Origin of the sequence: Streptomyces sp. SID5910 (assembly GCF_009862125.1) — a bacterium.
Lineage (GTDB): Bacteria > Actinomycetota > Actinomycetes > Streptomycetales > Streptomycetaceae > Streptomyces.
In genome coordinates this window covers 1-23803 of sequence record NZ_WWHX01000531.1, presented here as the reverse complement: position 1 = coordinate 23803, position 23803 = coordinate 1, and the positions used below count along the sequence as shown (strand labels likewise).

The 23803-nt window shown below is 73.0% G+C and carries 15 protein-coding genes, 1 tRNA gene and 3 pseudogenes; 3 read left to right on the top strand and 16 right to left on the bottom strand.

Annotated elements, in window-relative coordinates; genetic code table 11:
* Nucleotides 1-1590, top strand: a 1590-nt coding sequence (locus GTW67_RS18690) for a bifunctional 3'-5' exonuclease/DNA polymerase (protein WP_161165961.1), incomplete at its 5' end; no start/stop codon positions are given.
* A 75-nt stretch (nt 1591-1665) separates the two neighbouring features.
* Here the strand turns inward: GTW67_RS18690 and GTW67_RS18685 are convergent.
* On the bottom strand, nt 1666-2532 hold the full coding sequence (locus tag GTW67_RS18685) for a LysR family transcriptional regulator (protein WP_161165960.1): 867 nt from the start codon (nt 2530-2532) through the stop codon (nt 1666-1668).
* Between the two features lie 71 nt (nt 2533-2603).
* On the opposite strand from GTW67_RS18685, the gene GTW67_RS18680 reads away from it, so the two are divergent.
* Entirely contained in the window at nt 2604-2921 is a 318-nt protein-coding gene (locus GTW67_RS18680; RefSeq protein WP_161165959.1) for a hypothetical protein, read from the top strand.
* Between the two features lie 311 nt (nt 2922-3232).
* Here the strand turns inward: GTW67_RS18680 and GTW67_RS18675 are convergent.
* The 11 genes from GTW67_RS18675 to bldG all read right to left on the bottom strand — a co-directional run bounded on the left by GTW67_RS18675 (nt 3233) and on the right by bldG (nt 19434).
* Nucleotides 3233-3306: transfer RNA gene (locus GTW67_RS18675), tRNA-Thr, on the bottom strand.
* A 115-nt stretch (nt 3307-3421) separates the two neighbouring features.
* A complete protein-coding gene (locus tag GTW67_RS18670) occupies nt 3422-5029 on the bottom strand; it encodes an alpha/beta hydrolase (RefSeq protein ID WP_161165958.1) in 1608 nt (535 codons plus the stop codon).
* Between the two features lie 92 nt (nt 5030-5121).
* Nucleotides 5122-6327, bottom strand: a complete 1206-nt coding sequence (locus GTW67_RS18665) for a DNA polymerase III subunit delta' (RefSeq protein WP_161165957.1) — start codon at nt 6325-6327, stop codon at nt 5122-5124.
* A gap of 105 nt (nt 6328-6432) precedes the next feature.
* Nucleotides 6433-9840 (bottom strand): dTMP kinase, encoded by a 3408-nt coding sequence (gene tmk / locus GTW67_RS18660; protein ID WP_161165956.1) that lies wholly within the window; start codon nt 9838-9840, stop codon nt 6433-6435.
* Between the two features lie 145 nt (nt 9841-9985).
* Nucleotides 9986-12844 carry a type I DNA topoisomerase gene (gene topA / locus GTW67_RS18655; protein ID WP_161165955.1) on the bottom strand — a complete coding sequence of 953 codons (2859 nt, stop codon included), beginning with the start codon at nt 12842-12844 and terminating at the stop codon, nt 9986-9988.
* Between the two features lie 271 nt (nt 12845-13115).
* Nucleotides 13116-13313 (bottom strand): hypothetical protein, encoded by a 198-nt coding sequence (locus GTW67_RS18650; RefSeq protein WP_161165954.1) that lies wholly within the window; start codon nt 13311-13313, stop codon nt 13116-13118.
* Between the two features lie 165 nt (nt 13314-13478).
* Nucleotides 13479-14993, bottom strand: a complete 1515-nt coding sequence (locus tag GTW67_RS18645) for a DUF7059 domain-containing protein (protein WP_161165953.1) — start codon at nt 14991-14993, stop codon at nt 13479-13481.
* A gap of 85 nt (nt 14994-15078) precedes the next feature.
* Entirely contained in the window at nt 15079-15669 is a 591-nt protein-coding gene (locus GTW67_RS18640) for a nucleoside/nucleotide kinase family protein (RefSeq protein ID WP_161165952.1), read from the bottom strand.
* 205 nt (nt 15670-15874) lie between these two features.
* On the bottom strand, nt 15875-18280 hold the full coding sequence (locus GTW67_RS18635; RefSeq protein ID WP_161165951.1) for a sodium-translocating pyrophosphatase: 2406 nt from the start codon (nt 18278-18280) through the stop codon (nt 15875-15877).
* Between the two features lie 274 nt (nt 18281-18554).
* Nucleotides 18555-18989, bottom strand: coding sequence for an ATP-binding protein (locus GTW67_RS18630; RefSeq protein ID WP_161165950.1), 435 nt, complete (start codon nt 18987-18989; stop codon nt 18555-18557).
* Between the two features lie 103 nt (nt 18990-19092).
* Nucleotides 19093-19434, bottom strand: coding sequence for an anti-sigma factor antagonist BldG (gene bldG / locus GTW67_RS18625; RefSeq protein WP_003975386.1), 342 nt, complete (start codon nt 19432-19434; stop codon nt 19093-19095).
* Nucleotides 19435-19516: 82 nt separating this feature from the next.
* Here bldG and sftH point away from each other — a divergent pair, with 82 nt between their 5' ends.
* A complete protein-coding gene (gene sftH / locus GTW67_RS18620) occupies nt 19517-22162 on the top strand; it encodes a DNA 3'-5' helicase SftH (protein WP_237518923.1) in 2646 nt (881 codons plus the stop codon).
* 28 nt (nt 22163-22190) lie between these two features.
* On the opposite strand, the pseudogene GTW67_RS18615 reads toward sftH, so the two are convergent.
* From GTW67_RS18615 to GTW67_RS18600, 4 genes and pseudogenes are all read right to left on the bottom strand, one after another.
* Nucleotides 22191-22496: pseudogene (locus GTW67_RS18615) on the bottom strand (Rv3654c family TadE-like protein); the annotation flags it as partial.
* Between the two features lie 383 nt (nt 22497-22879).
* Nucleotides 22880-23263, bottom strand: a pseudogene (locus GTW67_RS18610) (TadE family type IV pilus minor pilin); the annotation flags it as partial.
* Nucleotides 23250-23477: a DUF4244 domain-containing protein gene (locus GTW67_RS18605; protein ID WP_161165948.1), complete on the bottom strand. Its 228-nt coding sequence runs from the start codon at nt 23475-23477 to the stop codon at nt 23250-23252. The gene GTW67_RS18605 and the pseudogene GTW67_RS18610, both read right to left, overlap by 14 nt.
* Nucleotides 23478-23569: 92 nt before the next feature.
* Nucleotides 23570-23803: pseudogene (locus GTW67_RS18600) on the bottom strand (type II secretion system F family protein); the annotation flags it as partial.

Here is a 23803-nt window from a genome sequence, read left to right as displayed (position 1 = left end):
TGGGAGCCCGGCCTCGCCGAGGCCGTACGCACCCGGCCGGACGTCACCCGGTGGGTCTGGCGCTCGACCGCGGAGATCTACCCGCGCCTGCTCGCCACGGGGGTGCGAGTGGAGCGGTGCTACGACGTGGAGGCCGCCGAGACCCTCCTGCTCGGCCACGAGGGGCGGTACGGGCAGCCGCACTCGGCCGCCGCCGCACTCGCCCGCCTGCGCGGCGGCCCCGTACCGCCCGACCCGCCCCAGCGCTCCGCAGAACCGGGCGCGCAGTCCCCGCTGTTCGAACCGCAGGGCGTGCACGTCCCCCTGGACGACCTCCTCGCCGTCTACGCGGAGCAGCAGCGCCGCCACGACCGGTCCGCGCACCCCGACCGGCTGCGGCTGCTGACGGCGGCCGAGTCGGCGGGGATGCTGGTCGCCGCCGAGATGAACCGCGCCGGACTGCCCTGGCGGGCCGACGTGCACCGCGAGGTCCTCCACGACCTGCTCGGCGAGCGGTACGCGGGCGGGGGCGAGCCGCGCCGCCTGGCCGAGCTGGCGGAGGAGGTGTCCGCCGCGTTCGGGCACCGGGTGCGGCCGGACCTGCCCGCCGACGTCGTCAAGGCGTTCGCCCGGGCCGGCATCAAGGTCGGCTCCACCCGCCGCTGGGAGCTGGAGTCGGTCGACCACCCGGCCGTGAAGCCCCTGCTCGCCTACAAGAAGCTCTACCGGATCTGGGTCGCCCACGGCTGGTCCTGGCTTCAGGACTGGGTGCGCGACGGCCGCTTCCGCCCCGAGTTCCTCGCCGGCGGCACCGTCACCGGACGCTGGGTGACCAACGGCGGGGGCGCGCTCCAGATCCCCAAGGTGATCCGGCGGGCCGCCGTGGCCGACCCGGGCTGGCGCCTGGTCGTCGCCGACGCCGACCAGATGGAGCCACGCGTCCTCGCCGCGATCTCCCGCGACCCCGGGCTGATGGAGGTGGCCGGCCGGGAGACCGACCTCTACCAGTCGGTGTCCGACCGCGCCTTCTCCGGCGACCGCGCCCAGGCCAAGCTCGCGGTGCTCGGCGCGGTGTACGGCCAGACCTCCGGCGACGGCCTGAAGAACCTCGCCGCCCTCAGACGCCGCTTTCCCCGGGCGGTGGCGTACGTCGACGACGCGGCCCGCGCGGGCGAGGAGGGCCGCCTCGTACGAACCTGGCTGGGCCGCACCTGCCCACCGGCCGCCGGAACGCCGGACGACGACCCGGCCGAGGAGGCGGGCATCCCCCAGGACGCCCCCGGCACGCAGGAGTGGGTGCCGGGCTACGCCTCGACCAACGCCCGCGCCCGAGGCCGCTTCGCCCGCAACTTCGTCGTCCAGGGCAGCGCCGCCGACTGGGCCCTGCTGATGCTCGCCGCACTGCGGCAGACCTTGGCGGACATGGCGGCCGAACTGGTCTTCTTCCAGCACGACGAGGTCATCGTGCACTGCCCCGAGGAGGAGGCGGACAGGGTCGTCACGGCCATCCGCGAGGCCTCCGACCTGGCCGGCCACCTCACCTTCGGCCCGACACCGGTCCGCTTCCCGTTCACGACAGCGGTGGTGGAGTGCTATGCGGACGCGAAGTGACCGCCGGCGCCGACCGGTCCCTCGCTCGGATGACGGGCGGACGCCGCGGCCGGTCCTGACCGAGCGGAACGGCATTCAGGAAGCGCGCCCGCCCACGTGGGTCGCCGATGCTGTCCGCCACGATGCGGCGGCGGCGATCAGGGCGGTGACGTGCTCCCGCCGGTCGTCGTCCCGGCGGGCGATGACGATCCGGCTCGGTCCCGCGTCGGGGACAGGGACACACACGATGCCAGGCGGCACGGGCGTGACGAGCGAGCGGGGCAGGACGGCGACGACGCGGCCGATCCGCACCAGAGCGGTGAGTTCGCCGGCATCGGCGACCTCGGGGCCACTCCCGCCGCCGGGGACACCCGACCACCGCGGGAAGACCTCGTCACTGAGGTCGTCCAGGGAGATACCGTCGCGCCCGGCGAGCCGGTGGTTCTCGGGGAGGACGGCCACCCGGTCCTCGACGTGGAGGGTCTCGGTGGCCAGCCCGCCGAGGTCGTCGAACGGGGCGTAGAGCAGGCCCGCGTCGGCGCGCCCGTCACGCAGGTGATCGGTGCGGTCGGTGGCGCCGCTGAAGAGGATGTCGACCCGCCGGGCACCGGGCCGCTCCGCGTAGGCGGCGAGGATCCCGGAGAGCAGGTTCGCGTCTCCTCCGGGTTTGATCACGAACCTCAACGGTGCGTCGTCGGCGGCGCGGCGGGAGTTCTGCACGGCGACCGTCATCGCGTTCAGCGCATGCCGTCCGTGCTCCAGCAGGGCCGCACCCGCGGGCGTCAGTACGACGCTGCGGCTGGTGCGGTCGAAGAGCGTGACGCGCAGCCGGGCCTCGATGCGCTTGATGGTCTTCGACAGGGCGGGCTGCGCGACGGCGAGCCTGTCAGCGGCGCGGCCGAAGTGCAGTTCCTCGGCGACGGTGACGAAGTACCGCAGCTCCCTGACCTCCAGCAGATCCATTCCCTCAGGTTATCGAATGCCTGCGGAAGAAGTCTTGGACGCTGCCGGGTATCCGCTGTTCATATTGAGCAATGATTCAGCACACCATGTTCGTACAGTTCACCGAACCGATTCCCGACACCGACCTGAACCAGTACCTCGCGGACCTCGAGAAGGCCGCGAAGGGCACCGGCGTGCTCCAGACGTTCGCCGCACAGCGCCACATCCCGGTCCCCGGCGAGGAGCAGATCCCGGCCTTCATCGCCACCGTCGTCGTCCAGCTCGGCGCCGCCGACGTGGAGGCACTGGGGACCGTGTTCGCCGCGCCGGAGGTCGGCGAGGTCTTCGACACCTGGCGCACCCGCTACCCGTTCAAGGCCGCGTGGGCGAACCACGAGGCGCTGGTGTGAGCCACCTCACCGGCAAGGCCGGTCTGGTCACCGGAGCGGGCGGGCGATCGCTGCCCCGGTCGCCATCGCCGACGAGGACTCCGCCCGCTCGGCGATCGGCCGGACCGTCGCCGAGTCCGGGCGGCCGGACGTGGCGGTCAACAACACCGGCGTCCCGTCCAGCGGCCGGCAGCTGACCGAGATGCCCGCGCAGGAGTGAGAACGCGTACTGCGGATCAACCTGACCGGCACGTTCTGCACGCCCCCTGCACACCTGTACACATGAAGCACAAAGGCCCAGGACAGAGCTTGTCTGTCCTGGGCCTTCTCGGAGCCGCCTTCGGGATTCGAACCCGAGACCTACGCATTACGAGTGCGTTGCTCTGGCCATCTGAGCTAAGGCGGCGTGCTGTGTGCACCATGGTGCGATCAGCAACGTCGGTAAGTCTACACAGTTTCCGGGGGTGCTTCGTACCCGCCCCGGGGCCGGGCCTCCGGGGCGAGTGGGGCGGGTGGGGCCGTTACGAGCAGCGGGTGTCGTTCGCCGGTGGGGTGCCGCGCAGGAGGTACGTGTTGATCGCCGAGTCGATGCAGGTGCTGCCGCGGCCGTAGGCGGTGTGGCCGTCGCCCTCGTAGGTGAGGAGGCGGCCCGAGGAGAGCTGGTCGGCCAGGGCCTGGGCCCAGCGGTACGGGGTGGCCGGGTCGCGGGTGGTGCCGACCACGACGATCGGGGTGGCGCCGGCTGCCTCGATGCGGTGCGGTTCGCCCGAGGGCTGGACGGGCCAGTAGGCGCAGTTCAGGGAGGACCAGGCGAGGCCCTCGCCGAAGACGGGGGACGCCTTCTCGAAGTCGGGCAGGGCCTCGCGCACCTGGTCCGGGGAGGAGAAGGCCGCCGGGAGGTCCAGGCAGTTCACCGCCGCGTTGGCGGACATCAGGTTGCTGTAGCTGCCGTCGGCCTCGCGCTCGTAGTAGCTGTCCGACAGGACGAGCAGGCCGGCGCCGTCGTGCCGCTTCATCGCCGCGCTCAGCGACTCGCGCAGCTGCTGCCACGCGCCCTCGTCGTACATCGCCGCGATCACCCCGGTCGTGGCCAGGGACTCGGTGAGCTTGCGGCCGTCGGCGTCCCCGGTGGGGACGGGCTTGGCGTCCAGGTCGTCGAAGAAGGCCTTCAGGTTCTTGCCGACCTGGTCGGGAGAGGTGCCCTTGCCGCCGAGCGGGCAGTCCGCCTGCTGGACGCAGTCCTTCGCGAACGACTGGAACGCCGTCTCGAAGCCCGCCGTCTGCTCCAGGTTCAGCCGGCGCGCGGACAGGGACGGGTCCATCGCGCCGTCCAGCACGAGGCGCCCCGCCCGGTCCGGGAACAGGCCCGCGTACGTCGCCCCCAGGAACGTGCCGTACGAGGCGCCGACGTAGGACAGCTTCTCGTCGCCCAGCACCGCCCGCAGGACGTCCATGTCCCGGGCCGCCTCGACGGTCGACACGTGCCGCAGCAGCTTCGGCGCGTCCGCCCCGCAGCCCTCGGCGAAGCCCTTGTAGGCGTCGACCAGCCGGTCCGTCTCCCCGGCGTCGTCCGGGGTGACGTCCGTCTGCGTGTACGCGTCCATCTTCCGCCCGTCGAGGCACTCCACGGGCTCGCTGCGGGCCACGCCCCGCGGGTCGACGGCCACCATGTCGTACTGGGCGCGGACCTCCGCCGGGTAGCCGATGCCGGCGTACTGCTGGAGGTAGCCGATCGCGGAGCCGCCCGGGCCGCCCGGGTTCACCAGCAGGGAGCCGAGCCGCTTGCCGGGGCCGGTGGCCTTCTTGCGCGCCACGGCGAGGCGTACGTCACCGTCGGCCGGTTTCGCGTAGTCGAGCGGCGCCTTCATCGTGGCGCACTGGAAGCCGGGGACACCGCAGTCCCGCCAGCTCAGCTTCTGCCCGTAGTACGGCGCCAGGGACGACGGCGTGGACTCGGGCAGCGCGGCCAGGGTCATCTGCGCGGCCTTGGTCGCCCCGGCCGCCTCCTCCGCGGCCGGGGAACCGGCCGACGTCGACGCGCCCCCGGCCGAGCAGGCGGTGGCGAGCAGCGCGGCGGCGAGCAGGGTGGTTCCGGTACGGGTTCTGCGGTGGGTGCGCCTGGTGTCCATCCAGCGAGCGTAACTCTCCGCGACGACACGAACGCCCTATGTGCTCGTCGTGCCCCGAACGAGTCCTCGGTCAACCGCCGTCGGGGGCCTCGTCAGCCCGATCTCAGCGCCATCGTCATCGCCTCCACCGCGAGCAGCGGCGCCACATTGCGGTCGAGGGCGTCGCGGCAGGCGGCGATCGCCTCGATGCGGCGCAGGGTGGCCTCCGGTGAACCGTCCCGGGCGAGTCGCTCCAGCACGTCGCCGGCGTCCGCGTTGGCGATGGCCACGCGGGAGCCGAGCTGGACGGCCAGCACGTCGCGGTAGAAGGCGGTCAGGTCGGTCAGCGCCAGGTCGAGGCTGTCGCGCTGCGTACGCGTCCTGCGGCGCTTCTGCCGGTCCTCCAGCTCCTTCACCACGCCCGCCGTGCCGCGCGGCAGCCGGCCGCCCTGGGCCGCGCCCAGCGCCGCCTTCAGCTCCTCGGTCTCCTTGCCGTCCATCTCCTCGGCGAGCTGCTTGGCGTCCTCGGCCGCCGCGTCCACCAGCTCCTGGGCCGCCTTGAGCGCACCGCCGACGTCACCCACGCGCAGCGGCAGCTTCAGCACGGCGGCCCGGCGCTCCCGGGCGGCCGGGTCGGTGGCCAGGCGGCGGGCCCGGTCGACGTGGCCCTGGGTGGCGCGGGCAGCGGCGGCGGCCACCTCGGGCTCGACGCCCTCGCGGCGTACGAGCATGTCGGCGACGGCGTCGACCGACGGCGTGCGCAGGTTCAGGTGGCGGCAGCGGGAGCGGATCGTGGGCAGGACGTCCTCGACGGACGGGGCGCACAGCAGCCACACCGTGCGCGGGGCGGGCTCCTCGACGGCCTTGAGGACGGCGTTGGCCGACTTCTCGTTCAGCCGCTCGGCGTCCTCGACGAGGATGATCTGCCAGCGGCCGGTCGCCGGCGAGGTGAACGACTTGCGGACGGTGTCCCGCATGTCGTCCACGAGGATCTGGGCGCCCACGGCGGTCACCGTGCTGACGTCGGCGTGGGTGCCGACGAGCGCCGTGTGGCAGCCGTCGCAGAAGCCGCAGCCGGGAACGCCGCCGAGGGCGCGGTCGGGGCTCACGCACTGCAACGCGGCGGCGAAGGCCCGCGCCGTCTGCGTCACCCCCGCGCCGGGCGGGCCGGTGAACAGCCAGGCGTGCGTCATGCTCGACGCCTCGGGCAGCGGACCGTCGGCCGCGGCGGCGGTGACGAAGGCGTCGGCGTCCCGGGCGGCGGCGGCGAGCTGCTCGCTCACCCTCTCCTGCCCGACGAGGTCGTCCCACACGGTCATGGGTCACGCCGTCCTTCCGTCACACTCCGCCGCACACTCTGCGCCACGCCCTCCATTGTGGGGGCCGCCTCTGACAACGGGCGCCGGGCCGGCGGCGGGCGCCGGTCAGCGACGTCCCCGGCCCCTCCCGCGGCCTCCCTTGTCGCGGCCTCCCCCGTCGCCGTCGCGGCCGTCCTCGCGGTCGTCGTCCCGCGGGCCGAGCAGCTCGTCCGCCAGGGTCGGCAGGTCGTCCAGCGGGGTCTCCTCGGCCCAGTCGGAGCGGCGCCTGCGCGGCGGTGCCTCGTCGGGGTCGATCTGGGGCAGCTCGCGCGTGGTGTCCTGGGGCTCCCTCGGGCGCTCGGTGCCGGCCGGGCGCTCCTCCCGGAAGTAGCCCGGCGGAACCCGGTCGGCCGGATCGTCCCCGCGGACGGGAGCGGCCGGATCGTCCCCGCGCACGGGGGGCAGTACCGCCGTCTCGTCCGCGGCTCCCGGCGTCACGGGCGGCAGCACGGCCGTCTCGTCGGCGTCCCGGGGCTCCACGGCCGGCAGCACCGCCGTCTCGTCCGAGGCGCCGGGCGGCACGGGCGGCTTGGGCAGCTCGGCCGTCACCTCGGACTCGGACACGCCGGACGCCCGGCCGTCGTCGCCGCGCCCACCGCGGGCCCGGCCCCCGGCCTCGCCACGCTCGCCGCGCTCGTCTCCGCGTTCGTCACCCCGGTCGTCGCCACGCTCCTCGCCGCGCTCGTCGTCCCCGGTGTCCCGCACCGGCCGCAGTACCGCCGTGTCCTCCACCGGACCGCCGGAGGCGTTCGTCGGCGTCACGACGGGCGTCGGGACGGTCAGCGCGTCGGACGGGTCCTGGGCCGCCGGAGCGCGTCGGGGGGCGTTCGCCACGGGCGGAGCCGCCGGTCCGGGGCCCGCCGCCGCGGCGGCCGCAGCCTGCTCCGCCGCCCGGCGTGCCTCCTCGGCCCGCATCAGGGCCTCCTCGGCCTTGCGCTGCTTCTCCAGGCGCCGGGCCTCGGCCTCGGCGCGCAGCCGCGCCTCCTCATCGGCCTGCTTGCGGAGCCGCTCCTGCTCGGCCTTGCGACGGGCCTCCTCCTCGGCGCGGGCCTTCTCCTCCGCGAGAAGCCGGGCCCGCTCCTCCTCGGCCTTCCGGCGTGCTTCCTCGGCCCGCTGCCGGGCCTCCTCGGCCTGCCGCTCGGCCTCGCGCCGCTGCGCCTCCTCCAGCTCGCGCCGCTTGCGCTCCTCCTCCTCGGCGCGCAGCCGCTCCAGCTGTTCGAGGCGCTCACGCTCCAGGCGCTCCTCCTCGGCCTTGCGCGCGGCCTCTTCCTCGGCCTTGCGCCGGGCCTCCTCCTCGGCCTTGCGGCGCGCCTCCTCCCGGGCCTTGATCTCGGCCTCGGACAGCGGCAGCACCTGGTCGAGCCGGTGGCGTACGACGGTGGTGACGGCCTCGGGCTCCTGGCCGGCGTCCACGACGAGGTAGCGGCCGGGGTCGGCGGCGGCCAGGGTCAGGAAACCGGAGCGCACGCGCGCGTGGAACTCGGCGGGCTCCGACTCCAGCCGGTCCGGCGCCTCGGTGAACCGCTCGCGCGCGGTCTCCGGCGGCACGTCCAGCAGGACCGTCAGGTGCGGTACGAGCCCGGCGGTCGCCCAGCGGTTGATGCGGGCGATCTCGGTCGGCGACAGGTCGCGCCCGGCGCCCTGGTAGGCCACCGAGGAGTCGATGTAGCGGTCGGAGATGACCACGGCGCCGCGCTCCAGGGCGGGCCGGACCACGGTGTCCACGTGCTCCGCGCGGTCGGCGGCGTACAGCAGCGCCTCCGCGCGGTGCGACAGACCGGCGCTGGAGACGTCCAGCAGGATGGACCGCAGGCGCTTGCCCACCGGCGTCGCACCCGGCTCGCGGGTCAGCACGACCTCGTGCCCCTTGCCCCGGATCCACTCGGCGAGCGCCTGGGCCTGGGTGGACTTCCCGGCGCCGTCGCCGCCCTCCAGGGCGATGAAGAAACCGTTCGCCGCGGGGGTCGGCACCGGGTCGTCGCCGCCGAGCAGCGCGTCCTTCAGGTCGTGCCGCAGCGGCACACCGGAACGGTCGTCGACCTTGGCCAGCACCAGCGCGGCCACCGGCAGCAGCAGCGCGCCGACCAGCATCAGCACGAACGCGGCGCCGCCGTGCGCGAAGACGAACTTGCCGTTCTCCAGGCGGTGCGGCCCGATCGCCGCGGCCACCACGGGCGCGACGACCGCGCCGAGCGCCACATGGACCCGGACGACGGCGTGCAGGTGCTCGGCCGTCCGCGTCCGGCGGGCGTCCTCGGTCTCCTGGTCGAGCAGCGCGTGCCCGGTGTTGGCGGCGACACCCGCGCCGACGCCGGCCAGGGCGAGGAGCAGCAGCACGGTGGTGACGTCGGGGACGAGACCGGCGGCCAGCAGGGCGACGCCGACGAAGGCGATCGCCAGCGACAGCAGCCGCCGGCGCGACAGCGAGGGCAGCAGGGCGGGGGCCGTGCGGATGCCGACGACCACTCCGCCGGTCAGGGCGCCGACCATCAGCCCGTACAGGACCGGGCCGCCGCCCAGGTCCTTGGCGTGCAGCACCGCCACGGCGACCGCGGCGGACACGGCGGCGGCGACGGCCGCGCAGGCGAGCACCAGCAGCGGCAGGGCGCCGGTGCGGCCCTTGTCGACGCCGGCGGCCGTCCGCGGGCGGCGCATGCCCTCCAGCGGCGACCGGGCGCGCGGCGTGCGCGTCCCGGGGAGCTCCAGGAAGGTCACCAGGGACAAGGAGGCGGCGAACAGTCCGGCCGCGACGTAGGAGGCGAGGGCCGCCTGGTGCTGGGCGAACCACTCGACGCCGGCGCCCAGCAGGTTGTTCAGCAGTCCGGCGACGACGAGCACGGCGCCGGCGAGGGGGATCGCCACGAACCCGGTGCGCAGCGACAGGCGGCGCAGGGCGTCCATGTGGTCCGGCAGGGGCCGTACCGTCGCGCCCTCCAGGGGCGGCGCCGGCAGCAGCGCGGGGGCCGCGCTCTCCCGGCACACCGTCCAGAAGCGCTCGGCGACGCCGGTGACGAAGCCGGTCACCAGGAGGACGGCGAGGGCGTCGTCCGGCGTCCAGTCGATCCACAGCGGCGCCACGATCAGCAGCGCCGCCCGCAGGCCGTCCGCGCCCACCATGGTCCAGCGGCGGTCGAGCGGACCGTCCTGCGAGGTGAGCGACGTGAGCGGGCCCAGCAGGACCGCGCCGAAGAGCAGCGTCGCGAGGATGCGTACGCCGAAAACGGTCGCCACTGCGAACGCCACGCCCCGGTAGCCCCCGCCGAACGAGCCCGCGCCTATGGCGGCCTGTACGGCGAGGAGGACCAGCACCAGCAGGGCGAGGGTGTCGCCGACACCCCCCACGAGCTGTGCGCTCCACAACCGCCTCAACTGCGGTCGGCGCAGCAGGGCGCGGACGGCGCGCTCGCGGGAGTCCGCGACGAGGGCGTCGTCCGGGGCGGGGTGAGGGGCCGTTGGCTGCTCGGCTCGCGTCATGCGTTCAGCCTATCGGGCGCCACCGACAGCCCGTGGTACCCGGCCGAACAGACGCACGCCCCGACACCGAATCGATGCCGGGGCGTTCGCTCAGCGAACGACAGCGGGTGCCGTGTGGAGGCCTGAGACCGGCTCAGGCCACTCCTCAGTCCTCCGACGCCGGGGAGGCGGCCGTCTTCTTGGTGGCCGTCTTCGTGGCGGTCTTGGCCGTCTTCTTCGCCGTCGTCTTGGCGGCCGTGCTCTTGGCGGCCGTCGTCTTGGCCGCGGTCTTCTTCGCCGCCGCCTTCTTGGCCGGGGCCTTCTTGGCGGTGGTCTTCTTGGCCGGGGCCTTCTTCGCCGTCTTCTTGGCGGGCCCCTTGGCGCGCTTCTCGGCGAGCAGTTCGTAGCCGCGCTCGGGCGTGATCTCCTCGACGCTGTCGCCGGAGCGCAGGGTCGCGTTGGTCTCGCCGTCGGTGACGTACGGGCCGAAGCGGCCGTCCTTGACCACGACGGGCTTCTCGCTGACCGGGTCGGTGCCCAGCTCCTTCAGCGGAGGCTTGGCCGCCGCCCGGCCACGCTGCTTGGGCTGGGCGTAGATCGCCAGCGCCTCCTCCAGCGTGATCGTGAAGAGCTGGTCCTCGGAGGTGAGCGACCGCGAGTCCGTGCCCTTCTTCAGGTACGGGCCGTAGCGGCCGTTCTGCGCGGTGATCTCGACGCCCTCGGCGTCGGTGCCGACGACACGCGGCAGCGACATCAGCTTGAGGGCGTCGTCCAGGGTGACCGTGTCCAGGGACATCGACTTGAACAGCGAGGCCGTCCGCGGCTTCACGGCGTTCTTGCCGGTCTTCGGGGTGCCCTCGGGGAGCACCTCGGTGACGTACGGGCCGTAGCGGCCGTCCTTGGCGACGATGGCGTGGCCGGTGGCCGGGTCGGTGCCCAGCTCGAAGTCGCCGCTCGGCTTGGCGAGCAGCTCCTCGGCCAGCTCCACGGACAGCTCGTCCGGCGCCAGGTCCTCGGGGACGTCGGCGCGCTGATGGTTCTCGGAGTCCTTCTCGCCGCGCTCGACGTAGGGGCCGTAGCGCCCGACGCGCAGCACGATGTCGTTGCCGACGGGGAAGGACGACACCTCGCGCGCGTCGATCGCGCCGAGGTCGGTCACCAGTTCCTTGAGACCGCCGAGGTGGTCCCCGTCGCCGTTGCCGGCGTCGGCGGCGCCGCCCTCACCGGGGCCCTCGCCGAAGTAGAACCGCTTCAGCCACGGCACGGACTGGGCCTCGCCGCGGGCGATGGCGTCGAGGTCGTCCTCCATCTTGGCGGTGAAGTCGTAGTCGACGAGCCGGCCGAAGTGCTTCTCCAGGAGGTTGACCACGGCGAAGGACAGGAAGGACGGGACGAGCGCCGTGCCCTTCTTGAACACGTAGCCGCGGTCCAGGATCGTGCCGATGATCGACGCGTACGTCGACGGGCGGCCGATCTCCCGCTCCTCCAGCTCCTTGACCAGCGACGCCTCGGTGTAGCGGGCCGGCGGCTTGGTGGCGTGGCCGTCGACCGTGATCTCCTCGGCCGTCAGCGCGTCGCCCTCGGCGACCTGCGGCAGCCGGCGCTCGCGGTCGTCCAGCTCGGCGTTCGGGTCGTCGGCGCCCTCGACGTAGGCCTTGAGGAAGCCGTGGAAGGTGATGGTCTTGCCGGAGGCGCTGAACTCGACGTCCCGGCCGTCGGCGGCCGTGCCGCCGATCTTCACGGTGACGCTGTTTCCGGTCGCGTCCTTCATCTGGGAGGCGACGGTCCGCTTCCAGATCAGCTCGTACAGCTTGAACTGGTCGCCGGTCAGCCCGGTCTCGGCGGGCGTGCGGAAGCGGTCGCCGGAGGGGCGGATCGCCTCGTGCGCCTCCTGCGCGTTCTTGACCTTGCCGGCGTACGTGCGCGGCTGGGGCGGCAGGTAGTCGGCGCCGTACAGCTGCGTGACCTGGGCGCGGGCGGCGGCGACCGCCGTCTCGCTCAGCGTCGTCGAGTCCGTACGCATGTAGGTGATGTAGCCGTTCTCGTACAGCTTCTGGGCGACCTGCATGGTCGCCTTCGCGCCGAAGCCGAGCTTGCGGCTCGCCTCCTGCTGAAGCGTCGTCGTACGGAACGGGGCGTACGGCGAGCGGCGGTACGGCTTGGACTCGACCGAGCGGACCGCGAAGCGCGTGTTCTCCAGCGCGGCGGCGAGCGCGCGGGCGTTCGCCTCATCGAGGTGGAGGGTGTTCGCGCTCTTGATCTGGCCCAGCGAGTCGAAGTCGCGGCCCTGCGCCACGCGCCGGCCGTCGACGGTCTGGAGGCGCGCGACCAGCGACGACGGGTCGGAGGCGTCGCCCGCGCGGCCCGTGCCGAAGGTGCCCGTCAGGTCCCAGTACTCGGCGGAGCGGAACGCGATGCGCTCGCGTTCCCGCTCGACGACGAGCCGCGTCGCGACGGACTGGACACGGCCGGCCGACAGGCGCGGCATGACCTTCTTCCACAGGACCGGCGAGACCTCGTAGCCGTAGAGGCGGTCGAGGATGCGGCGGGTCTCCTGGGCGTCCACGAGCTTCTGGTTGAGCTGGCGCGGGTTGGCGACGGCGGCCCGGATGGCGTCCTTGGTGATCTCGTGGAACACCATGCGCTTGACCGGGATCTTCGGCTTGAGGACTTCCTGGAGGTGCCACGCGATGGCCTCGCCCTCGCGGTCCTCATCGGTGGCGAGGAAGAGCTCGTCGGAGTCCTTCAGCAGGTCCTTGAGCTTCTTGACCTGCGCCTTCTTGTCAGCGTTGACCACATAGATCGGCTGGAAGTCGTGTTCGACGTCCACACCGAGGCGGCGGACCTCGCCGGTGTACTTCTCGGGCACCTCGGCAGCGCCGCTGGGAAGGTCACGGATGTGCCCGACGCTCGCCTCGACGACGTAGCCAGGGCCGAGATAGCCCTTGATCGTCTTCGCCTTGGCAGGCGACTCGACGATGACGAGTCGGCGGCCGCCGTTCGCGGTCTCGCTGGTCGGGGACAACTTCGCTCTTCTCTCCGGTCGACACTGGGGCCTGACCCAGGCGATGCTCCCGGGTTCGGGTCGTGCTGCGTTTCGGTCGTGACGCTGCGGAGTGTGACGGTACCTCCCGCCCCCGTGTCAAACGGGAAAAGCCCGCAACGGCCACTCGAACGGTAACCCGACGAACCCTGTTCCTGCCGCCCGGAGTGCCGACCAGCCACGATGCGCGTATCCGGAGCGCGATCCCCCGATTACCGGGGCGGGCTCCCGGCGGGCGTCCGGATCCGGCCCCTCACACGCGCGTCAGGCACCAGGCCCCGGCGATCAGGGCGGCCACGGCGACGACGCTCGCGACGGTCGCCGATGCGACAGGCCTCACACCGAGCGCGACGGGCCGGCCGTGCCGCACCCGGGTCGCGATCCACACCAGCAGGCAGCCCCCGAACAGGGCGAACACCGTTCCCGCGAAGATCGCCGGCCCGCTCTCCATGGTCCACGTGCCCCTTTTCCCCGTCCGCGAGTGTCCAGCCTCCGGGAGGCTGACACGCGTGGGCGGCGGGCAGGCGAACCCGAGGTGAACGGGGAGCCGACGGGTCCTGCCCGTGGCGCGTTCCCTCGGGTTCGCACCGGAGCGGCAGACCGCCGCGGGAATTGCCTACGCCGGTTCCAGGAACCCCTGCTCCACCAGCAGCCGGATCTGTGCGGGCGTGCGGTCGCGCAGCGCCACCGGGTCCTCGCCGACCAGCTGGGCGATGGCGTCCAGGATGCGGCCTGCGCTCATGGTGCCGTCGCAGACGCCCGCGAAGCCGGCGCCGACGGTGTCGACGCGGGTGGCCCGGCGCATGCCGCGGTTCTGGCGCAGCACGACGTGCTCCGGGTCCTCGGCGCCGGGCAGCCCGACCTGCTCCTGGACGACCTCGGCGGCCAGCGCGAAGTGCGCCTCCAGGAGGGCGGCGTCGTCGTGTTCGCGCAGGTAGTCGAGGCGGGCGAAGTGCGCCCGCACCGTCTCGCCGAGCGGCTGCTCGATGGGGTGCGGCCACTCCTCCGCCGTGACCGACGGCTCCGCGGCCGCCGTCCTGCGCAGGGTGATCCAGCCGAAGCCGACGGCCCTGACCTTGCGCGCCTCGAACTCGTCCAACCACGCGTCGTACCGCGCCTGGTACTCGGCCTCGTCGCCGCGGTGGTCGCCCGCGTCCCGCAGCCACAGCTCGGCGTACTGCGTGACGTCCTGCACCTCGCGCTGCACGATCCACGCGTCGCAGCCGCGCGGCACCCAGGAGCGCAGCCGGTCCGTCCAGTCCTCCCCCTCCACGTGCTGCCAGTTGGCGAGGAAGTGCGCGAACCCGCCCTCGTTCAGGCGCTCCCCCGTCTGCTGAACGAGCGTGCGGCACAGATCGTCCCCGCCCATCCCGCCGTCCCGGTAGGTCAGCCGGGCCCCCGGCGAGATCACGAAGGGCGGGTTCGACACGATCAGGTCGTAGGTGTCGTCCTCGTCGACCGGCTCGTAGAGCGAGCCCTCGCGCAGGTCGGCGGCCGGGGCCCCGGACAGGGCGAGGGTGAGCGCGGTGATGTGCAGCGCGCGCGGGTTGACGTCCGTCGCCGTCACGCGCGTGGCGTGCCGGGCGGCGTGCAGCGCCTGGATGCCGGAGCCGGTGCCGAGGTCGAGGGCGGCGGAGACGGGGGTGCGTACGGTGAGGCCGGCGAGGGTCATGGAGGCGCCGCCGACGCCGAGGACGACGCCCTCCGCGCGGCTGCCGATGCCTCCCGCGCCGCCGACCGCGCAGCCGAGGTCGGACACGATGAACCAGTCCTCGCCGTCGGGCCCGCCGTACGGCCGTACGTCCACGGTGGCCGCCAGCTCGCCGTCGACGGACACGAGCCAGCCGCTCTCCAGGCACGCGTCGACGGGCAGGACGTCCGCCGCGCGCGCGTGGGGCACCGGTTGCTGGAGAAGGAACAGCCGGACGAGCAGTTCCAGCGGCGTGTCGCCGCGGGTGGCCCGGAGCGCGGGCACGGTCTCGCTGCGCGACAGGGCCGCGTAGGCGGGGGCGCCGAGCAGCTCCAGCAGTCCGTCGGCGGTGAAGGACGCCCCGAGCAGGGCGTCCCGCAGCCGCGCGGTGACGTCGGTGCGGTCGGCGGAGGGCAGGGGGGAGAGGCTGGCGTTACTCACACCCCCATTGTGGCCCGCGCTCCGCCTCGCGCCCCCCGGACGGAGGCCGGTTCGTCCCGGCCGCCGTCCTCGCCGTGCCCTGGTGTCAGCCGGCGGCCGACGGTGCCACCGGGGTGGCCGACTTGCAGCTGGGCTGCTGGGCCATCGCCTTGCCGACGTCGCCCTCCTCCAGGGTCTTCAGCGCGTCGCTGCCGGACTTGCCGAGCTTGTTCAGCTCGGTGGCGACGTCCTTGAGGCCGTCGGCGAACTTCGCCTGGTCCTTGGTGTCGAGGCCCTCCACCTGCTTCTTCAGCGAGGCGTACGAGGCCGAGAGGCCGTTGAGCTCCTTGACCGCGTCCTGCTGCTTCTTCTCGCCGTCGTCGACGTTCGGCGCCCCGGCGTTCTGGACCGCGCTGCCCATCGCCTTGTAGGCGTCGGACATGTCCTGGAAGGCCTTCGCGTCGGTCTTCTGGACCTGCTCCGGCGTGCTGTTGTCCGAGGTCTCCTTCTGGATCGCGGCGTTGGCGGACTCGATCTTCTTCGCCTGCGGCTGCACCGCGTCGCAGACCTGCTTGGCCCAGGCGTCCAGCTTGTCGTTGCCGTCGTCGCTGCTGCATCCCGTCAGCGCCAGTACCAGTACCGCACCGCCGGACAGTGCGGCCGCGAGCTTCTTGTTCACCGGATTGGTCCCTTCCATGGCTCTCGGCCCCGGAACATACACGCCGGATGGGGGACACTCGCAGGACGAACAGCCATTAAGACCGTATTGCAGCCATTTGCACCAAGAGAGAGAAGGCTCACGGCGAGGGCGTGCGGACGCGCCGCACGGGCGGACGACGCGTCAGTACGCGCTGTCCGCCCGTGCTTTGAACAGGCCCGCTCGCCGCCGCCCGAAACGCGGTCTACGAAACGACCGCCGGATCGGGCGACTTGGGTTCCTGGTCGGTGTTGTCCTCGTCACCCACCGCGATGCCGCGCCGCTTGGACACGTACACCGCCCCGGCGATGACGGCGAACGCGACGACCGCGATCAGCACCCGCACGCCGACGCTCTTGTCGGCGCCGTAGGAGAACTTGATGACCGCGGGCGCGATGAGCAGCGCCACCAGGTTCATCACCTTCAGCAGCGGGTTGATGGCGGGGCCCGCGGTGTCCTTGAAGGGGTCGCCGACCGTGTCGCCGATGACGGTGGCCTCGTGGGCGTCGCTGCCCTTGCCGCCGTGGTGGCCGTCCTCGACGAGTTTCTTGGCGTTGTCCCAGGCGCCGCCGGAGTTGGCGAGGAACACCGCCATCAGCGTGCCCGCGCCGATCGCGCCGGCCAGGAACGCGCCGAGCGCGCCCACGCCGAGCGTGAACCCGATGAAGATGGGCGCCAGCACCGCGAGCAGCCCGGGAGTGGCGAGTTCCCGCAGGGCGTCCCTGGTGCAGATGTCGACGACCTTGCCGTACTCCGGTGTCTCGGTGTGGTCCATGATCCCGGGCTTCTCCCGGAACTGCCGCCGCACCTCGAAGACCACCGAACCCGCCGACCGCGACACCGCGTTGATCGCCAGCCCCGAGAAGAGGAAGACGACCGCCGCGCCCGCGATGAGCCCGACGAGGTTGTTGGGCTGCGAGATGTCCATCATCAGGCTCATCGGCGCACCGTCGCCGCTGAGTTTCTCGCCCACGTCCCGCGCGCCGGTGGTGATGGCGTCGCGGTACGACCCGAACAGCGCGGAGGCCGCGAGGACGGCCGTGGCGATGGCGATGCCCTTGGTGATGGCCTTGGTGGTGTTGCCGACGGCGTCCAGGTTGGTGAGCACCTGGGCGCCGGCGCCCTCGACGTCGCCGGACATCTCGGCGATGCCCTGCGCGTTGTCGGAGACCGGCCCGAAGGTGTCCATGGCGACGATCACACCGACCGTGGTGAGCAGGCCGGTGCCGGCCAGCGCCACCGCGAACAGCGCCAGCATGATGGACGTGCCGCCGAGCAGGAAGGCCCCGTAGACGCCGAGGCCGATCAACAGGGCGGTGTAGACGGCGGATTCGAGACCGATGGAGATACCGGCGAGGACGACGGTGGCGGGACCGGTGAGCGAGGTCTTGCCGATGTCCCTGACGGGCCGCCGGGTGGTCTCCGTGAAGTAGCCGGTGAGCTGCTGGATCAGGGCGGCGAGCACGATGCCGATCGCCACGGCGACGAGAGCGAGGATCCGCGGGTCGCCGTTCTTGCCGGCGATGGCCGCGTCCGTGACGCCGTCCAGCTCCGCGTACTTCCCGGGGAGGTAGACGAAGACGGCCACCGCCACCAGCACCAGCGAGATCACCGCGGAGACGAAGAAGCCCCGGTTGATCGCGCTCATGCCGCTGCGGTCGGCCCGCCGCGGCGCCACCGCGAAGATGCCGATCATGGCCGTGATCACACCGATCGCCGGGACCAGCAGCGGGAACGCCAGTCCCGAGTCGCCGAAGGCCACCTTGCCGAGGATCAGCGCGGCCACCAGCGTCACGGCGTACGACTCGAAGAGGTCGGCTGCCATGCCCGCGCAGTCGCCGACGTTGTCGCCCACGTTGTCGGCGATGGTCGCGGCATTGCGCGGATCGTCCTCCGGAATGCCCTGTTCGACCTTGCCGACCAGGTCGGCGCCGACGTCGGCGGCCTTGGTGAAGATGCCGCCGCCGACCCGCATGAACATCGCGATCAGCGCGGCGCCGAGGCCGAAGCCCTCCAGCACCTTCGGCGCGTCGGCCGCGTACACCAGCACCACGCAGGAGGCGCCCAGGAGGCCGAGTCCCACCGTGAACATGCCGACGACGCCGCCCGTGCGAAAGGCGATCTTCATCGCTTTGTGCGAGACGAGGGTGAGATCCTTTTCCGGTTCTCCGGGGGCCGGTGTCGCTTCCCGCGCCGCCGCGGCGACACGCACATTGCTGCGCACGGCGAGCCACATGCCGATATAGCCGGTCGCCGCCGAGAAGCCCGCGCCGATCAGAAAGAAGATCGATCGTCCGGCACGCTGATTCCAGTCGTCCGCGGGCAGCAGCATGAGCAGGAAGAACACGACGACGGCGAATACGCCGAGCGTGCGCAGCTGCCGGGCCAGATAGGCGTTGGCGCCTTCCTGGACGGCCGCCGCGATCTTCTTCATGCTGTCGGTGCCCTCGCCCGCCGCGAGAACCTGGCGCACCAGGACTCCCGCGAGCACCAGCGCGGCCAGCGCGACGACCGCGATGACCGCGATCAGGGCGCGGTTTCCGTCGGTCAGTACGGCGGCGGCGACGGTCGAGGCATCGCCCAACTGATGAGAGGTGGAAAGCTCCGCCATTCGTCCTCCTTGACGCTTGGGCTGAGCTCAAGATGTGGACGGGATTGTAGGGACCGGAACCCGATCAAAACAGTGCACGACAAAGGGAATTCACCTGTCAACCGGAAGGGCCCCGGAAGTAGTAATGCCCCTCCGGCATTATCTCTTTTCGCGCGATCGGTAGTGAATGAATTCACTTGGCGTCGCACGGGACCACTGTAGGCGTGGCCTGCGTCTTCCGCACATGACAAAGGGCCCTACGAGGTAGGGCCCTTCGGATGATGCGGTGTGGGTGTCAGACCGGCGGCAGCACCGTCGGCGCGGTCGGCCAGGTCATGCGGATCCGTCCGCCGTCCTGGCCGGCCGAGACCTCCACGTCGTCGACGAGGCCGCTGATGACCGCGAGGCCCATCTCGTCCTCCTCGGTCTCCGCGTCCTCGACGGCGGCGGCTTCCGGAGCTCCCGGGCCGATCACGGCGTGCGGCGCCTTGTCGCCGACCTCGATGGAGAACTGCTTCTCCTCCTCGATCAGCGACACGTTGACCGGCGCCGTGATGCCGCCGTGCTGATGCAGGCCCACGGCCCGGGTGCAGGCCTCGCCGACGGCGAGCCTGACCTCGTCGAGGACGGCCTCGTCCACTCCGGCCCTGCGTGCCACCGCGGCCGCCACCAGACGGGCGGTACGGACATGCTCGGGCAGCGCGCTGAAGCGGAGTTCGACGGTGGCCATGCATCCCCCTCGTACTACGGGCGTGCTGTCGAGGGGCCGGGCCGCCGACAGCCCGGCCCCTCCTTGGTTCGGTCGTCCCGGGCACACGGCCCGGGAACGGTCGTCAGTCGGTGGCCGCCACCGCTTCCTCGACCGAGGTGTGAATGGGGAACACCTTGGTGAGGCCGGTGATACGGAAGATCTTGAGAATGCGCTCCTGGTTGCAGACCAGGCGCAGCGAGCCCTCATGGGCACGCACGCGCTTCAGTCCGCCGACCAGCACGCCGAGCCCGGTGGAGTCGAGGAAGTCCACGCCCTCCATATCGACGACGAGGTGGAAACTCCCGTCGTTCACCAGCTCGACCAGCTGCTCACGCAGCTTGGGCGCGGTGTATACGTCAATTTCGCCACCGACCTCGACGACCGTACGATCGCCGACGGTACGGGTCGACAGGGACAGGTCCACGGATCCTCCAGCACCTTGCTATCGAGCGGTCGTCCCTCGGGACACCTCGGCTTGAAGCCCCCAGGACGGTTCGCCAGCCGCGATGGCATTCAATCACTTACCGGCAGGCGTGCACGACGCCTTGGTCCCATTGTCCGTCACGCCAGTGACACACTCGGTGCCGATGGCCGACAATCACCGATCCGATCGACCCCCGGCGGGGACCGGCTCCCGGCCGGATCCGGGCACGGTCCTGGGCCGGCTCGCCGCGGGACCGAGCCGGGCTGCGCGCATCACTCATACGGAGCACTTGCCCCCGCGTGCGGGACGTCATGCCGTCTGGCCGGACCGGATTCGCCCGGAGGTCGTCGCCGCGGTGCAGGCCGCGGGCATCGAACACCCCTGGGCCCACCAGGCACGGGCCGCGGAACACGCCCTGGACGGCGAGTCGGTGGTCGTCGCCACCGGCACGGCGTCCGGCAAGTCCCTGGCCTATCTCGTGCCGGTCCTGTCGACGCTCCTCGACGGCTCCGAGGCACCGAACGGGCGTGGCGCCACCGCCCTCTACCTCGCTCCGACCAAGGCGCTGGCCGCCGACCAGTGCCGGTCCGTGAAGGAACTCGCACGGCCGCTGGGCACATCCGTGCGGGCCGCCGTGTACGACGGCGACACGCCGTTCGAGGAACGCGAGTGGATCCGCCAGTACGCCACGTACGTCCTCACGAATCCGGACATGCTGCACCGCGGGATCCTGCCGTCCCACTCCCGCTGGTCCTCCTTCCTGAAGTCGCTGAAGTACGTCGTCATCGACGAGTGCCACACCTACCGCGGCGTCTTCGGCTCGCACGTCGCCCAGGTGCTGCGCAGACTGCGCAGACTGTGTGCCCGCTACGGCGCGTCGCCCGTCTTCCTGCTCGCCTCCGCCACCGCCGCCGAGCCCTCCGTGGCGGCCGGCCGGCTCACCGGGCTGCCGGTGGCCGAGGTCGCCGACGACGCCTCGCCGCGCGGTGAACTGGTGTTCGCCCTGTGGGAGCCGCCGCTGACCGAACTGGAGGGCGAGAAGGGCGCGCCGGTCCGCCGCACCGCCACCGCCGAGGCCGCCGACCTGCTCACCGACCTCACCGTGCAGGGCATGCGCTCGATCGCCTTCGTACGCTCCCGGCGCGGCGCCGAGCTGATCTCGGTGATCGCCCAGGAGCGCCTGGGCGAGGTCGACCGCTCCCTCACCCGGCGGGTCGCGGCCTACCGCGGCGGCTACCTCCCCGAGGAGCGCCGCGCCCTGGAACGCGCCCTGCACTCGGGCGAACTCCTCGGCCTCGCGGCGACGAACGCCCTCGAACTCGGCGTCGACATCTCCGGCCTGGACGCCGTGGTCATCGCCGGCTATCCGGGCACGCGGGCATCGCTGTGGCAGCAGGCCGGGCGGGCGGGCCGGTCCGGGCAGGGGGCGCTGGCGGTGCTGGTCGCCCGGGACGACCCGCTGGACACCTTCCTCGTCCACCATCCGGAGGCCCTGTTCGACCAGCCGGTGGAGTCCACCGTCCTCGACCCCGACAATCCGTACGTCCTCGCCCCCCATCTGTGCGCCGCCGCGGCCGAGCTGCCCCTGACGGAGGACGACCTGAAGCTCTTCGGCCCCGCCTGCGAGGAGCTGCTCCCCCAACTGGAGGCGGCGAAGCTGCTGCGCCGGCGGACCCGGGCCTGGCACTGGACACGCCGTGAGCGGGCCGCCGACCTGACCGACATCCGCGGGGAGGGCGGGCGCCCGGTCCAGGTCGTCGAGGCCGGGACGGGCCGGCTGCTGGGCACGGTGGACGCCGGTGCCGCCCACACGACCGTCCACGAGGGCGCCGTCCACCTCCACCAGGGCCGCACCTACCTCGTACGGTCCCTGGACCTGGAGGACTCCGTCGCCCTGGTCGAACAGGCCACGCCGTCGTACTCCACGGTGGCCCGCGACACGACGTCGATCTCCGTCCTCGAGACCGACGTCGAGGTCCCGTGGGGCGACGGACGCCTGTGCCTCGGCTCCGTCGAGGTCACCAACCAAGTGGTCTCCTTCCTGCGCCGGCGACTGATCACCGGCGAGGTCCTGGGCGAGACGAAGCTCGACCTCCCTCCTCGGACCCTGCGCACCCGGGCGGTGTGGTGGACGGTCACCGAGGACCAGCTCGACGAGGCCCGGATCACCCCGGAGATCCTCGGCGGCGCCCTGCACGCCGCCGAGCACGCGTCGATCGGCATGCTGCCGCTGTTCGCCACGTGCGACCGCTGGGACATCGGCGGCGTGTCGATCCCCCTGCACCCCGACACGCTCCTGCCGACCGTCTTCGTCTACGACGGCCACCCCGGCGGCGCGGGCTTCGCCGAGCGCGCCTTCCACACGGCCCGGGCGTGGCTCACGGCCACCCGGGAGGCCATCGCCTCCTGCGAGTGCGACGCCGGCTGCCCGTCCTGCATCCAGTCCCCCAAGTGCGGCAACGGCAACGATCCGCTGCACAAGCGGGGCGCGGTGCGGCTCCTCACGGTGCTGCTGCGCGGGGCGGCGCGGGCGGAGGGTGAGACGGGGACGGCGCGGGCGGCGCGGGCGGCGCGGGCGGGGGATGAGGCGAGGGCGACGCAGGCCGAGGGTGAGGCTGAGGGGGCCCCGTCTCGGCCGGCGGAGGGGGAGGCTGCCCCGCGTCCGCAGGCGGAGGGAGAGGCTGCCCCGACTCCGCCGGACCGGCGCGGGCCCGGATCTCCGCCCTGAAGGGCCCCCGGCCCGACGCCGCCGTCACGTCCGAGACCTGGCCGGTGAGTACGCACCGCACCAGCCGCGTGTCCTGGGCCCGCGCGATCCGCTCCGCGCGGGCGCAGGCCGCCGTACCGCCGAGCGACCAGTGGTCGGCCGCCGCCAGCGCCGCGAGGTCGGCCCCGCCGGCCGCGCGATGCCGGGCCACGACGGCCTGCCCCAGAGCCAGCACGATGCCGAACACCAGGCACAGGACGGCGATCGCACCGACGCTCCAGACGGTGGCGGACCCCCGGTCGGCCCCTCCGGGGTCCCGTCCGGTCGCCCGGCGAGGCGGACGACCGCCCCTCATGGCCCTGCCCCCGCCGCTGGGCCCACCGGCACGCCGGCCGCCCGGCTGGGCCCCGCTCGCGACGCCTCGCCCAGCAGCGCGTCGGCCGTCCGACCCGACCCCGGCCGCGCCGCTTCACCCACCGGCGCGTCGGCCATCCGGTCCGGCCCCCGCCGCGCCGCCTCACCCACCGGCGCGTCGGCCATCCGCCCCAGCCCTGGAACCGACGCCTCCTCCGCCAGCACGTTGACCGCCCCGCCTGGACCCGACGCCTCCTCCGCCAGCGCGTCGGCCGCCCGGCCCCGCTCCGGACCCGTTGCCGGGTGCCCCGCGCGCCCCGGGGCCGGACCCACCGCCGGGCTCCCGGTGCCGCGACCATCCGCCGGGCCCCCCGCCTGGCCCACCCCCGGGCTCACCGTCTGCTCGACGGAGGCCACCGCCTCCTCCCGTACCTCGAAGGGCAAGCCGTGCAGTACCGGCGGTGCGGCCACCACCACCACGCGGACTCGGTCCGCCTCCCGGGCCACGGTGACCCGCGCGCCGTTCGGTGCGGCCTCCCGGGCGACCTGGACGACCGCGTCGGCCGGGTCCTGGCGGGCCGCCGCGCGGGCGCCCGTGCGGGCCGCGTCAACGCACTGGATCTGAGCGGCGACCACCAGCAGCCCCCACACCAGCGCCATCGCGAACCCCACCAGCACCGGCAGCACCACGGCGGTCTCCGCCGTCACGAACCCCCCGTCGGCTCTCACCCGGGCTCCCCGTCCCGCCGACCGCTCACATCCGCGCATCGAGGGCCTTCTTCACGATGCCCTGGAGCTCCGCGCTGACCGCCCCGCTCGTCACCACCTTGTAGAGCACCACGGCGAACGCCACCGCCGCGACGATGCCCATCGCGTACTCGGAAGTGACCATTCCCGCGTCCCGCCGCAGCACCGCCTGCCGCCATGCCGCTCGTGCCCCGCACACCAGGGCACGCAGCCGCGCCCGTACCAATCGACTCATCACAACCCCCGTAGGTCCGGTTCCGTCGTTCATTCGCTCGTCAGTCAGTCCGTCATCCGCTCGCCGGCCTCACGCCGTTCCGTTCCGCCGCGTCACCCACCACCTCCTCCGCCGCCCAGCACCCCGTCGGCGAGGCCGATCACCACCGGCAGCACGCCCACCGCGACGAACGCGGGCAGGAAGCACAGCCCCACCGGCGCGGTGACCATGACGGCCGCCCGGCGGGCCCGCACCGTCATGGCGCGCGCCCCGTCGGCGCGGGCCTGGGCCGCGAGCCGGGCGACCGGTCCGGCGGCGGGCATGCCGGACACCTCGGCGCGTTCCAG

Coding starts and splice junctions, on each gene's coding strand:
- GTW67_RS18685 (WP_161165960.1), bottom strand. CDS start 2,532: ATGGATCTGCTGGAGGTCAGGGAGCTGCGGTACTTCGTCACCGTCGCC.
- GTW67_RS18680 (WP_161165959.1), top strand. CDS start 2,604: ATGATTCAGCACACCATGTTCGTACAGTTCACCGAACCGATTCCCGAC.
- GTW67_RS18670 (WP_161165958.1), bottom strand. CDS start 5,029: ATGGACACCAGGCGCACCCACCGCAGAACCCGTACCGGAACCACCCTG.
- GTW67_RS18665 (WP_161165957.1), bottom strand. CDS start 6,327: ATGACCGTGTGGGACGACCTCGTCGGGCAGGAGAGGGTGAGCGAGCAG.
- tmk (WP_161165956.1), bottom strand. CDS start 9,840: ATGACGCGAGCCGAGCAGCCAACGGCCCCTCACCCCGCCCCGGACGAC.
- GTW67_RS18650 (WP_161165954.1), bottom strand. CDS start 13,313: ATGGAGAGCGGGCCGGCGATCTTCGCGGGAACGGTGTTCGCCCTGTTC.
- GTW67_RS18640 (WP_161165952.1), bottom strand. CDS start 15,669: ATGGAAGGGACCAATCCGGTGAACAAGAAGCTCGCGGCCGCACTGTCC.
- GTW67_RS18635 (WP_161165951.1), bottom strand. CDS start 18,280: ATGGCGGAGCTTTCCACCTCTCATCAGTTGGGCGATGCCTCGACCGTC.
- GTW67_RS18630 (WP_161165950.1), bottom strand. CDS start 18,989: ATGGCCACCGTCGAACTCCGCTTCAGCGCGCTGCCCGAGCATGTCCGT.
- sftH (WP_237518923.1), top strand. CDS start 19,517: ATGGCATTCAATCACTTACCGGCAGGCGTGCACGACGCCTTGGTCCCA.
- GTW67_RS18605 (WP_161165948.1), bottom strand. CDS start 23,477: ATGAGTCGATTGGTACGGGCGCGGCTGCGTGCCCTGGTGTGCGGGGCA.